Origin of the sequence: Streptomyces tauricus (genome assembly GCF_014650955.1) — a bacterium.
Classification (GTDB): Bacteria; Actinomycetota; Actinomycetes; order Streptomycetales; family Streptomycetaceae; genus Streptomyces; species Streptomyces tauricus.
On sequence record NZ_BMVY01000004.1, the window covers coordinates 1 to 12557 of the forward strand.

Sequence of the window (12557 nt, forward strand, 5' to 3'; positions counted from 1 at the left end):
ATGGCGACGTATCACGACACCATGATCCACCAGCGGTGATCATTTGAAGACACTGCCTAGGGGAGTGGGGGTGGCCGGAGTGTGTGGGGTGATCGTCGGTGGGGGCTGGCCGCCGCGCCGTTCCCCGCGCCCCTTGGGGAGTGGGGGTGGGGGCGTGTGGTGAGTGATCGTCGGTGGGGGCTGGGTGCGCCGTTCCCCGCGCCCCTGAGGGGCGGGGGGTGGGTGTGCCGTTTGTCGCGGCCCCTTGGGGCTACCGGGTGGGGTTTCGTACCGCTGTTACCGCCTTGCGGGCCGCTACCAGGATGGGGTCCCAGACCGGGGAGAACGGTGGGGCGTAGCCGAGGTCCAGGGCTGTCATCTGTTCGACCGTCATGCCCGCCGTGAGGGCCACGGCCGCGATGTCCACGCGCTTGGCGGCGCCCTCGCGGCCGACGATCTGGACGCCCAGGAGGCGGCCGGTGCGGAGTTCGGCGAGCATCTTCACCGTCATGAGGTCGGCCTTCGGGTAGTAACCCGCGCTGTTCGTCGACTCGATGGTGACCGCCTCGAAGCGCAGCCCCGCCCGGTGCGCGTCCTTCTCGCGCAGGCCGGTACGGGCGATCTCCAGGTCGCAGACCTTGCTCACCGCCGTGCCGACGACGCCGGGGAACGTGGCGTAGCCGCCGCCGACGTTCGAGCCGATCACCTGGCCGTGCTTGTTGGCGTGGGTGCCCAGCGCGATATGGCGCTCGCTGCCCGAGACCAGGTCCAGCACCTCGACGCAGTCGCCGCCCGCCCAGATGTTCTCGTGGCCGCGCACCCGCATGGCCAGGTCCGTCAGCAGTCCCCTGTGGTCGCCGAGCGGCAGCCCCGCGGCCTCGGCGAGCGACGTCTCCGGGCGGACACCGATGCCGAGGACCACCACGTCCGCCGGGTACTCGGCGTCCTCCGTGGCGACCGCGCGCACCCGCCCGTCGTCACCGGTGAGGATCTTGGTGACCTCGGCGTCGTTCACCATGGTGATGTTCATGCCCTCCATGGCCTCGTGCACCAGGCGGCCCATGTCCGGGTCGAGCGTGGCCATCGGCTCCTTGCCGCGGTTGACGACCGTCACCTCGTACCCGCGGTTGATCAGCGCCTCGGCCATCTCCACGCCGATGTAGCCCGCGCCGATCACGACCGCGCGGCGCCCCTCCGTACGGCTCAGCGTGTCGATGAGGGCCTGCCCGTCGTCGAGGGTCTGCACCCCGTGCACCCCGGGGGCGTCGATGCCGGGCAGCGACGGCCGCACCGGACGGGCGCCCGTCGCGATCACGAGCTTGTCGTACGACGTCCACTCCTCGGTCCCCGAGTCCAGGTCGCGGGAGCGCACCCGGCCGCCGTCGACGTCGAGTTCCGTGACCTCCGTACGCATCCGCAGGTCGATCCCGCGTTCCCGGTGCTCCTCGGGCGAGCGGGCGATCAGCTTGTCCCGGGCCTCGACCTCGCCGCCCACCCAGTAGGGGATGCCGCACGCGGAGTACGAGCTGAAGTGTCCGCGCTCGAAGGCGATGATCTCCAGTTCGTCGGGGCCCTTCAGCCTGCGCGCCTGGGACGCGGCGGACATGCCCGCCGCGTCCCCTCCGACGACCACCAGACGCTCTTTCGTACGGTTCTCGCCGCTCATAGTCATGCGAACACGCTACGGCGGTCCCGCATTTCAGTCCCGCTCAGGTTCGCGGTTCGTGGCCGTGGGCGCGGTCGCGGGCACGGGCGGAGCCGCCGGCGCGGGCGCGGGTGTGCGGCCCGGTGTCCGGCCGCGCAGGAAACGCACCCACAGGAACAACAGCAGCGCCGCGCCCACCAGGAAGGGCAGTACCGCGCTGAGCGCCAGCCCGATCCACCGGAACATGCTCACGAACGCGTCCCAGCCGCCCCCGAGCGCGTCGGCGAAACCGGGATCGTCGTCCTCGGCGGCCTTCTTCACCGGTGTCTCGGACAGCGACAACGTGATCGTGGCCAGGCTCGTACGGTCCTTCAGCGAGGCCTGCTGGGCCAGCAGCGACTCCAGGTCGGCCTGGCGCGTGCTCAACTCGCCCTCCAGGGTGACCACATCGCTCAGCTTGGAGGCCCGGTCCATCAGCTCGCGGATCCGCGCCACGCTGACCCGCTGCGACTTGATGCGGCTCTCCACGTCGACGACCTGCTCGGTGACGTCCTCCGCCTTCGCCCTGAGGTCGAGGAGCTTGCCCGAGCCCTCCAGTTCGGTGCGGACCTCCTTGTACCTGTCCGCCGGGATCCGCAGGACGACACGGGACCGCTCGCGGCCCTCGGAGTCGCGGTCCGTGGTCTCGTCGCCGACCATGCCGCCCGCGTTCTCGACCACCGTGCGGGCCTCGGCGAGGGACTTCGGTACGTCCTTGACCTGCACGGTCAGCGAGGCGGTGTGGATGATGTGGGCGGTCGGTCCCGGTACCGGGGCGGCCTCCTTGCCCTTGGATCCGCCCTCACCGGAGCTGTCGGCCGCACCGCTGCCGGCCGCCGCGCCCGCGCCCGCGTCCCGGGCGTCCGAGTCGGCGGCCTTGTCGCTGCTCGACCCGGTGTCGTCCGCGCCCGTGCACCCCGTGAGGGCGAGGGCGCCGGAGAGCAACAGCGCCGCCAGGACCTGGACGGGCCGGACGGACCGGTATCGGCTCATGCCACTGCCACTGCCACTGCCACTGCCACTGCCACGTGTCCGCATGTCGGTGTACCCCCGAAGTGTCGTGATGTCTGACGTTCCTTCGACGCCCGGGCCCCGCGGGACGTTGGCCCGATCCGGTCCCGAAGAGGTCACGGTCCGGCCTCGTGACGGACACCCTGGTCACGGGCCGGGGCGCCGGGGGCCCCGGAGACGGCGTCCCGGGTCTGGGACAGTGGACACATGCACGCAGACACACGTACGGGCCCGGGTCACGTCGTCGTCATCGGGGGCGGCATCGCCGGTCTGGCCGCCGCGCACCGCCTGCTGAACGGCGGCGCGCAAGTGACCGTCCTGGAGGCCTCCGAGCGGCTGGGCGGCAAGCTGCTGCCGGGCTCGATCGCGGGTGCCCGGGTCGACCTCGGCGCCGAGTCCATGCTCGCGCGACGGCCCGAGGCGGTTGCGCTCGCCCACGAGGTCGGCCTCGCCGACCGGCTCCGGCCGCCGAACACGGCGGGCGCCTCGATCTGGACGCGCGGGGCGCTGCGGCCCATGCCCAAGGGGCACGTCATGGGCGTACCCGGAGACGCGGCGGCCCTCTCCGGAGTCCTCTCCGACGAAGGTCTGCGCCGCATCGAACGCGACCGCGACCTGCCGCGCACGGAGGTCGGCGACGACGTGGCGGTGGGCGGCTTCGTCGCGGAGCGCCTCGGCCGCGAGGTCGTCGACCGGCTCGTCGAGCCGCTGCTCGGCGGGGTCTACGCGGGCGACGCGTACCGCATCTCGATGCGCTCCGCCGTCCCGCAGCTCTTCGAGGCCGCCCGTGCGCACGCCTCGCTCACGGAGGCGGTCCGCGAGATCCAGGCGAAGGCCGCGCGTGGTCAGCGGCCGGACCAGCAGGCGGGCCCGGTCTTCATGGGCATCGAGGGCGGCGTCGGCCAACTGCCGCTCGCCGTCGCCGCGTCGGTGCGCGCCCGGGGCGGCGAGATCGTCACGGGCGCGCCCGTCACGGAGCTGCGCCGGGTCACGGGCGACGCGGCCGGCGCCGAACGGCACGAAGGCTGGCGGGTCGTCGCGGGCGGCCGGGTGCTCACGGCCGACGCCGTCGTCGTGGCGGTGCCCGCGGGCACCGCCGCCGCACTGCTCGCCGCCGAGGCGCCCGCCGCCGCGGCCGAGCTCGCGGCCGTCGAGTACGCGTCCATGGCGCTGATCACCCTCGCCTACCGCCGCGACGAAACGGCCCTCCCCGAAGGCAGCGGTTTCCTGGTCCCGCCCGTCGACGGGCGGACCATCAAGGCGTCCACGTTCGCGTCCCAGAAATGGGGCTGGATCGCCGAGGAGAACCCGGACACGGTGGTCCTGCGCACCTCCGTCGGCCGGTACGGAGAGACGGAGATCCTCGGCCGCGAGGACGCGGACCTCGTCGACGTCTCCCGGCACGACCTGCGCGAGGCCACCGGCCTCACCGCGGAACCCCTGGAGACCCGGGTGACCCGCTGGGACGACGGACTGCCCCAGTACCCGGTCGGGCACCACGCGCGCGTGGCCCGCATCCGCGAACACGTCGGCAGGGTGCCGGGCCTCGCCGTGTGCGGAGCGGCGTACGACGGCGTGGGCATCCCCGCCTGTGTCGCGAGCGCGAACGCCGCCGTGGACCGGCTGCGGGGCGACGACCGGCTGACGGACGCGCTGATCACGAACCCGGTGCAGAGCCTGCACGGCGGAGCGGGAGAATAGCCCCATGAGTGACGACGCCCCCACCACCGGCCAGGCCAGGACCCCGAACGCCGGCAAGAAGGCCAAGGACCTCAACGAGGTCATCCGCTACACCCTCTGGTCCGTGTTCAGACTGCGTGACGTGCTCCCCGAGGACCGCGCCGGTTACGCGGAGGAGGTCCAGGAGCTGTTCGACCAGCTCGCCGCCAAGGACGTCACGGTCCGAGGCACCTACGACGTGTCCGGGCTGCGCGCCGACGCCGACCTGATGGTCTGGTGGCACGCCGAGACCGCCGACCAGCTCCAGGAGGCGTACAACCTCTTCCGCCGTACGAAGCTGGGGCGCGCGCTGGAGCCGGTCTGGTCGAACATGGCGCTGCACCGGCCGGCGGAGTTCAACCGCTCGCACGTGCCGGCGTTCCTCGCGGACGAGACGCCGCGCGACTACATCAGCGTGTATCCGTTCGTGCGGTCCTACGACTGGTACCTGCTGCCGGACGAGGACCGCCGCCGGATGCTCGCCGACCACGGGAAGATGGCCCGCGGCTTCCCCGACGTGCGGGCCAACACGGTCGCGTCGTTCTCGCTGGGCGACTACGAGTGGATCCTCGCGTTCGAGGCGGACGAGCTGTACCGCATCGTCGACCTCATGCGGCACCTGCGCGCCTCCGAGGCCCGCATGCACGTCCGCGAGGAGGTCCCGTTCTACACGGGCCGCCGCAAGTCCGTCACAGAACTGGTAGCAGGTTTGGCCTGACCTTCCAAGGAGCGCTCGGTCTTCGGGGGCGCGGGGAACAGCGCAATCTTTTGAGGGCGCGGGGAACGGCGCAGCTTTTAAGGGGCGCGGGGAACGGCGCAATCTTTGAGGCCCGGTAGGGACCGGCCGCGCGGTTCCCCGCGCCCCTGAAAGGCAAAGGACTGCGCCGTTCCCCGCGCCCCTATAGGCCCCTAGCGGGGCTGCGGCGGTTTGTGCGGGCCGCAGGCCGCCCCGGGCGCCGGGACCCGTCCCTCCAGCAGGTACGCGTCCACGTGGGCGTTCACGCACGCGTTGGACCCGCCCCCGATCCCGTGCGACCCGGCCCCCCGCTCCGTGACGAGCGCGGAGCCGGAGAGCCGCCGATGCATCTCCAGCGCCCCGGCGTACGGCGTCGCAGCATCCCGCTCGGCGGCGAGCACGAGCGTGGGTGCCAGCTCACCGGGGAACGTGCGGACGTCGAGCGGCCGTTGCCGAGGCAGCGGCCAGTACGCGCACGGCAGGTTCATCCAGGCGTTGGACCACGTCTCGAACGGCGCCACGCGCGCGAGACGCGTGTTGTCGCGGTCCCAGGTGTGCCAGGCCCGCGGCCAGGGCGCGTCGTTGCACTCGACCGCCGTGTACACGGCCTTGCTGTTCTCCTGCTCCTTCACCGAGTCCGGATGCGGCCCCGCCTGCCGGATCAGCGGCTTCGGGTCGCCCTTCAGATACGCGGAGAGCGCCAGCGCGCGCTGCGGCCAGTAGTCGTCGTAGTACCCGGCCTGGAGGAACGCGCCGTGCAGCTGCCCGGGCCCGACCTCGCCGCCCGCGGGTTCCGCCGCGAGCCGCGCCCGCACCCGCTCGTAACTGCGCCGCACCTCCTCCGCCGTACGGCCCAGCCCGTACACCTTGTCGTGGCCGGCCGTCCAGGCGCGGAAGTCGGCCCAGCGGCGCTCGAAGGCGGCGGACTGGTCGAGGTTGTTCCGGTACCAGACCTTCGCCGGGTCGGGGTTCACGGCCGAGTCGAGGACCATGCGGCGTACGTGCGAGGGGAACAGTTCCGCGTACAGGGCCCCGAAGTACGTGCCGTAGGACGCCCCCATGAAGGTCAGCTTCCGCTCGCCCAGGGCGGCGCGCAGCACGTCCAGGTCGCGGGCGTTGTTGACGGAGGTGAAGTGCCGGATCGCACGGCCCGACCGCTCGACGCAGCCCCGCGCGTACGCCTTCGCCCGCGCGACGCGCTCCTTCTTGTACGACTCCGAGGGGTGTGTCGGCGACTGCGAGGGCCCCTTCAGCAGCAGCTTCGGGTCCTGGCAGGACAGCGGGGCCGAGCGGCCCACCCCGCGCGGGGCGTACCCGATCAGGTCGTACGCCGACGCGATGCGCTTCCACTCCGGGATCATGCCGATCAGCGGGAAGTACATGCCGGACGCGCCGGGCCCGCCGGGGTTGTAGACGAGCGCGCCCTGCCGTGGGACGGACCGTTTGCCGTTCTCGGCGTCCTTGCCGGTCGCCCGCACCCTGCTGACGGTCAGCTCGATCCGCTTGCCGTCGGGGTGCGCGTAGTCGAGCGGGACCTTCACCGTGCCGCACTGCAGGGTGGCGGGGCCGTCCTCGTCCTCGGAACACGTCCCGAAGCGGATGCCGTCGGCGGCGGCGCGTTCGGCGGCGACCGCCGTGCCGTGCCGTTCGGCCCAGCCGGAGCCCCACGCCGGCGCCCGGCCCGGTGAGGCCTGGGCGCCTCCCGCGGGCGGTGCGACGGCGACGACAGCGGCCAGGATCAGTGATCCGGCCGTTCCGTGGCGGACGGCAGCTCTCATCGATGTCCCTTCGGCGCACGGCGACTTCACGTTCGGCAACAGAAGGGATGCTTCGGCCGGGACTGGGCGAAGTAAAGGACCGGCCCGCGAATGTCGTACCGATGACCCCGATGCGCGTCCGGCGCGCGCCCCTGCCGAGCGCTCAGGCGTGGGGTCCGCGGTGTCCGAAAGCCGCCCGCAGGTTCGGTTCGCCGACCGCCCGGATGCCGCGCACGGCCACGGTGGTGAGGTACGTACGGTCGTCGCTGTCGGCGTCCGCCCGGTGGGTCAGGGAACTGAGCAGGTGCTGTCCGGCCGGGGACGCCCAGCGGGTGTAGGGGTGCACCTCGATGCGCGCGATGGCCAGACAGCTCATGGTGAGGATGAGGGGCAGCGTGAACCAGACCGCCACCAGTGCCCGCTCGTGCTGGGTCTGAGTGGGCATCAGCAGCGCGGTGGCGGCCAGCACCAGGACGGCCACGGCGGCCGACCGCACCTGGCGTACGGCGCCCGCGACGGTGGTGCGCGCCCCGTCCGGCACGGCGAGGCCCGCCGCGACAAGACGGTCGGCGAGCACGCGTACGGACTCCGCGGCGGCGGCGCTCGTACGGACCGGTGCTATCCGGGACTGTCCGTCCGGGCCGATCGCGCCCAGGACGGAGCGCTCCATCTCGTCCCGGCCGTACGGGTCCACGACGGTCGCCCAGCCGGTGTGGGCGAGCAGCAGCCGGCGCTGGCGGGCCATCGACACGAGGGTGAGATCGGCGACCCGGGCGGGGCCGCCCGACAGGAACGCGGCCTCGTAGAGCGTCAGGCCGCGTCCGGCGAGCGTGTGCGTGTCGTCCGCGGCGGCGGCGCGGACCGAGGCCAGGCACAGGCGCGTACAGGCCGTGCCCGCCGCGGCCCAGGCGAGGAGAAGGAGGAGGACCCAGAACATGCCGGATTTCTATGCGACGGAGGACCGGCCGCGCCACGGCTTGTTCACAATTTGGACGAAGCATCGCCATTGAGTGACGTTTCGCGTCGGCGGTGCTTCGGTTGCTGGGGCTAGTTGTCCCCGCCCTGGGCCCCGCCGCCCTCCGCCCCGTCCTCGGGGGGCCGGGCGGTCGCGGCCGGGGGCAGGGAGTACGTCGGGGTGGGAGTGGCGGGGACGGGAGGACTGGGCGAGGCCTTCGGGCCGGGGGGCGCGGGGGAGTAGGTGAGCGGGGGCGCGCTCGCGGAGGCCGCGTCGCGGGCCAGGGCGTCGAAGTCGACCAGGCCGGTCGCCTCCAGGACCGTGATGTGGTCCAGCACCGTGGTGTTCGCGTCGTCGGCGAGGCCGCGGACGAGGGAGTTGCGGGTGTTCGCGCGGACCTGGGCGACCAGGCCGAACACCTTGCCGTGCGCGGCGCGGAGGATGTTCGCGAACTGCCTGTCGTACTCCTCGCCCCATGCCGCGCTCAGCGTGGCGAGCCAGGCCCGCTGCTGCTCGCTGGGCTGGTTGGGCAGTTCGAGGCCGAGCCGCGCGGCCACGCTGCGTACGCGCGCGTCCAGGAACGTATGGCCCTCGACGAGGTGCTCGCCCGCCGTCCGCACGGACCTGGTGGTGCCGCGCTCCTCGGCCTGCTGTCCGGCGGGCAGCTCCCACAGGCCCGCGAGCCGGACCTTCGTGACGAACTCCCGGTCCTGCGCGGACAGCGGTCCGAAGCTCGTCGACACGGTCTCGGCGTTCAGTGTGTCCACGCCGGTGCCCGACCGGTCGGCGTACGACCAGATCGGGATGAACAGTGCCACGAGGGTCGTCGTCAGACCCGCGATGATGAGCCCGGTGCCGGTGAACAGCCCGCGGCCGTCGATGGATCGCATGGTGCCTCCTGTTGCGGCACCGCACGTTAGTGCGCTTCTGGTGGAGGTTGGCATAGTACTTCGTGGCGTACGCCAACTGTGGTACGGGTTTGGACGAATGAAGTACGCACTCCGGACGGGCCGGTGAGACCGGTGTTTCCGCAGACGGGGACGGTGCCGGGGCCGTCGCCCGACGGCCGTCCGGGCCCGGTCCGCGACAGATGCGTACGCAGTCGCTGTGTGACGGCTGAGTGCGTGCCCGCGCGGCCCGGTGGTCGCGGGGGCGGCGCTGAACAGGCGCGGGACCCGCGTTCCTGTACACACCGGGCACGGCTGTCGCCCTGGTGAGCGACGTCACGGCTGACGAGGGCCGGCTACGCCCCGCGTCGACCGGTTCTCAACGCCTCAGCAGCACCCGGCGCGTGGCGCGCACCAGCCGGGCCGCCGGGCGCTGCGACAGCGGCGCCGGGCCCGAACGCTCCAGCCACCACTCGCTCAGCCGGCGCCGCACGTCCGCGTCCTGGAGGCGTCCGTCGAACAGCAGGTACGCGGCGAAGTCCAGCGCGTCCCGCCGGTAGCCCTCGGTCATCGGGTGGCCTTGCGCGTACGCCAGGAACGCCTTCCGGTACCCCTGGGCCAGGATCTCCGGCAGCTCCGGAGCGACCTTGGCCACGACGTCGGCCCGCTTGCCCGCCAGCGCCCGGGCCTGCACGGCCAGCCGGGTCCGATCGAACCCTTCAGGCACGGGCGTCCCCCCGACGAGCGCGGACAGGAGAGCGGCCTGAGCGAGCCCGACGCGCTGCCGGGCACCACCGTCGCCCGCGTCCGCCTCGGTACCGACGAGGGAGGCCGACCCGTCGTCGGCCGCTCCCGTGGCGGTGGCGGCGGGGCGCGGCGGGCCCGGCCTCGTGGGGGCCGGTACTCCGGCGGCCGCGGCCTTGTCCACCGTTTCGCGGATCGCGGTCAGTTCGCGTTCCAGTTCGGACGGGGCGGGGAAGTTCTCGTCGCGTTCCAGGAGTACGCCCGGCGGGCGGACCCGGGAGGCCAGTTCGGCGAGTACGTCGAGGACCGCCGGTGGCACGGCGTGCGCGTGGCTGTCGTGCCAGACGCCGTCCCGCTCGAAACCGCCGGCGACATGGACGTACGCGATGGCCTCGACGGGCAGTTCGTCGAGCGCCCGGGCCGGGTCCTCGCCGCGGTTGACGTGGTTGGTGTGGAGGTTGGCCACGTCGATGAGCAGGCGTACGCCGGTGCGGTCGACCAGGTCGTACAGGAACTGGCCCTCGGTCATCTCCTCGCCCGGCCAGCAGATCAGCGCCGCGATGTTCTCCACCGCGAGCGGCACCGGCAGCGCGTCCTGGGCGATCCGGATGTTCTCGCACAGGACGTCGAGGGCGTCCCGGGTGCGGGGGACGGGCAGCAGGTGTCCGGCCTCAAGGAGCGGCGAGGCGGTCAGCGCCCCGCCCGCCCGGACGAACGCGATGTGCTCGGTGACCAGCGGGGAGCCGAGGGCCTCGGCGCGGGCCGCCAGGTCGGCGAGTTTCGCCTCGGCGGGACGGTCGGCGCCGCCGAGCCCGAGCGACACCCCGTGCGGGACCACGGTCACCCCGCGCTCCCGCAGCCGCACCAGCGACTCGGGGAGATGTCCGGGACAGATGTTCTCGGCGACGGCCTCGACCCAGTCGATGCCGGGCATGCGCTCCACGGCCTCGGCGATCTCCGGCCGCCACCCGATTCCCGTACCCAGGTTCCTCATCGTCCCCCTCCTCCGCTCACCACCACGACTTCACCAGGACCTTGCGCGTCTCCTTCGACGGACCTGTGTTCCGGCGTGACGGGGTGATGGCCCCGTCAGGCGGGGCCGAACCCATCGGCGGGGACGTTCAGAGCAACATTTGAGGTTCGGACCTCACTGCGAGGAGGCGGAGGCGGGAGCGTCCGGGTCCTCGGGGTCGGGGCGGTTCGTGTTGACCGTGCCGGGCGCCCCGGGGGACGGCCGTGACGTGGTGTTGATGTCACCGGTCGCCTCGGCGGGCGGCGCCGAGCTGGGGATCACCCCGGGGACCGGTGCGGCCGGACCGGACGGGCTGGCCGTGGTGCCCGCCACCGAGTCGTTGGCGATCGCCTCGAAGTCGACGGCGCCGGTCTTCTCCAGCACCGTGATGTGGTCGAGCACGGTCTGGTTGGTGTCCGAGGCGAGCTGCCGCACCAGCGTGTTGCGCGTCTGGTTCCGTACCGTCCCGATCGCCGGGAAGATCTTGCCGTGGGCGGAGCGCAGCAGGTTCGCCCACACCTTGGGGTAGTCCGCGTCGCTCGCGTTCGTCATCTGCTGCAGCCAGCCCTGCTGCTGCTCGTTCGGCTGGTTCGGCAGTTCGACGCCGAGCTCCCGCGCGACCCCCCGCACCCGCTTGTCGAGGTCGGTGTGGCCGACGATCAGGTGGTCGGCGGCCTCCTTCATCGCGGGACTGGGGTTGCGTTCGAGGGCCTGCTGCCCGGCGGGCAGCTCCCACAGACCTGCCAGCCGCACCCGGACGATGAGGTCACGGTCGGTGGCGGTCAGCGGCCCCCACTTCGTCTGCACGGTCCCGGCGGCGAGGTTCGCCGGTCCCGTACCGGCGCGGTCGGCGTACGACCAGACGGGGAACGCGAGCGCGCCGAGCGTTCCGACGAGTGCCACGATGACGAGGGCCGTACCGTTGATACGCCGCACAGGTGCCTCCGGATTTTTACCAACTGGTCGTTGGGGATCTGTACTTGGCCAGCGCCAGAAGATACGTGCGGGGCGGCGGATCTGTTCAATCGTTCGTGTCTCCTGCGTCACACCTCCCGCGCGGTTCCCACCGCTTGCGGCCACTCCTCGGGCGTACGCCCCAGCAGCCGGAGCGTCTCGACCAGCGGGCCGGACCCGTCGGGCACGTCGAGCGCCGGCGCGAACGCACGTCCGGGACCCCGCCCGGCCGGATCGGTCGGTACGCGCCGGGCGACGACCAGTCCGGCTTCGAGGACCCGGTCCGGCAGCTCCAGGCCCACGCCCAGCGAGACCGCCACGTCCCACGCGTGCACCACGTGGTCGATGAAGTGGAACCCGATCGCGACCGACCCGGGCACGGTCCGGCCCAGCTCCGGCAGGACGAACTGCCGCTCCTGGACGCCTTCCGACGCGAAGTCGGCGAGCAGCGTCGTCACGGCCTCCCGGTGGATTCGCGACGGCTCGCCGAGGTCCTTGGGCTCCCGCCAGCACGCCGGATCTGCGCCCGTGCCCCGCGCGGCGGCGGCGAACCCGCGATGCTGGGCGGTCATATGGGCGACCAGCCGCCGCAGGTCCCAGCCCGCACAGGGTGTGGGCCGAGCCCAGTCCCGCGCGGTCGCCGTGTCGACGAGGCGTGCCGTCTCCAGGACCGCGATCCGGTCGAGCGTCACGATGTCGGGAGCGCCCGTCATGACGTCTCCCCGGTGATGAAGTGCCGCGCGTCCGCCCAGGCGGCGGCCTCGTCGAACCGGCTGGTCCTGCGGAGCGTCGAGCGCAGCACGCCTCGGCCGCTGTGGGCCCGGACGATCCGCAGGTGGTCCGGCCGGCCGACGAACTCCTTGAGGGCCACCTCGTCGGTCCAGACCGAGACCGACCCCGAACGCCGCCGCGCCGGGTCGGCCCACAGCCACAGGCCGATCGCGCCGGGGGTCCCGGGCCAGGTGCGGCGCAGTCTCAGCCCGGCCGGCGCGACGGACCAGGACTGCCGGTGGGTGGTGGCGGTGAAGTCGGTGACGCTGATGACGGCCGGACCGCCCCGGGCGTCGGTGCGCGGGCCCGGCTGCCAGGGCGAACGAAGGAGATGAAGAGGCATGGTCG

At 72.8% G+C, this 12557-nt stretch carries 11 protein-coding genes; 2 read left to right on the forward strand and 9 right to left on the reverse strand.

All coding sequences use genetic code 11. The features are described from left to right. Positions 1 to 250 precede the first annotated feature (250 nt). Both IE278_RS08975 and IE278_RS08980 read right to left on the reverse strand, forming a co-directional pair. On the reverse strand, positions 251 to 1651 hold the full coding sequence (locus IE278_RS08975; RefSeq protein ID WP_189770525.1) for an FAD-dependent oxidoreductase: 1401 nt from the start codon (positions 1649 to 1651) through the stop codon (positions 251 to 253). A 27-nt stretch (positions 1652 to 1678) separates the two neighbouring features. After that, a complete protein-coding gene (locus IE278_RS08980) occupies positions 1679 to 2656 on the reverse strand; it encodes a DUF4349 domain-containing protein (protein WP_189770526.1) in 978 nt (325 codons plus the stop codon). 225 nt (positions 2657 to 2881) lie between these two features. On the opposite strand from IE278_RS08980, the gene hemG reads away from it, so the two are divergent. Further along, positions 2882 to 4375, forward strand: coding sequence for a protoporphyrinogen oxidase (hemG, locus tag IE278_RS08985; protein ID WP_189770527.1), 1494 nt, complete (start codon positions 2882 to 2884; stop codon positions 4373 to 4375). Positions 4376 to 4379: 4 nt separating this feature from the next. Beyond that, positions 4380 to 5111, forward strand: a complete 732-nt coding sequence (gene hemQ, locus IE278_RS08990) for a hydrogen peroxide-dependent heme synthase (RefSeq protein ID WP_189770528.1) — start codon at positions 4380 to 4382, stop codon at positions 5109 to 5111. 191 nt (positions 5112 to 5302) lie between these two features. Here hemQ and IE278_RS08995 read toward each other — a convergent pair whose 3' ends face one another. From IE278_RS08995 to IE278_RS09025, 7 genes are all read right to left on the reverse strand, one after another. Then, positions 5303 to 6907 (reverse strand): alpha/beta hydrolase, encoded by a 1605-nt coding sequence (locus IE278_RS08995; RefSeq protein ID WP_189770530.1) that lies wholly within the window; start codon positions 6905 to 6907, stop codon positions 5303 to 5305. A gap of 142 nt (positions 6908 to 7049) precedes the next feature. Continuing rightward, positions 7050 to 7823, reverse strand: a complete 774-nt coding sequence (locus IE278_RS09000) for a TIGR04222 domain-containing membrane protein (RefSeq protein WP_189770532.1) — start codon at positions 7821 to 7823, stop codon at positions 7050 to 7052. A 110-nt stretch (positions 7824 to 7933) separates the two neighbouring features. Beyond that, complete coding sequence (locus tag IE278_RS09005) at positions 7934 to 8731, reverse strand: DUF4142 domain-containing protein (RefSeq protein ID WP_189770534.1); 798 nt, start codon at positions 8729 to 8731, stop codon at positions 7934 to 7936. 376 nt (positions 8732 to 9107) lie between these two features. Then, positions 9108 to 10466 carry an MbnB/TglH/ChrH family RiPP precursor modification enzyme gene (locus tag IE278_RS09010; RefSeq protein WP_189770536.1) on the reverse strand — a complete coding sequence of 453 codons (1359 nt, stop codon included), beginning with the start codon at positions 10464 to 10466 and terminating at the stop codon, positions 9108 to 9110. Between the two features lie 153 nt (positions 10467 to 10619). Further along, positions 10620 to 11420, reverse strand: coding sequence for a DUF4142 domain-containing protein (locus tag IE278_RS09015; RefSeq protein WP_189770538.1), 801 nt, complete (start codon positions 11418 to 11420; stop codon positions 10620 to 10622). A gap of 107 nt (positions 11421 to 11527) precedes the next feature. After that, entirely contained in the window at positions 11528 to 12151 is a 624-nt protein-coding gene (locus IE278_RS09020; RefSeq protein WP_189770540.1) for a TIGR03086 family metal-binding protein, read from the reverse strand. Next, complete coding sequence (locus IE278_RS09025; RefSeq protein ID WP_189770541.1) at positions 12148 to 12552, reverse strand: hypothetical protein; 405 nt, start codon at positions 12550 to 12552, stop codon at positions 12148 to 12150. The genes IE278_RS09020 and IE278_RS09025 overlap by 4 nt, the downstream gene beginning before the upstream one ends. Positions 12553 to 12557: the final 5 nt, after the last annotated feature.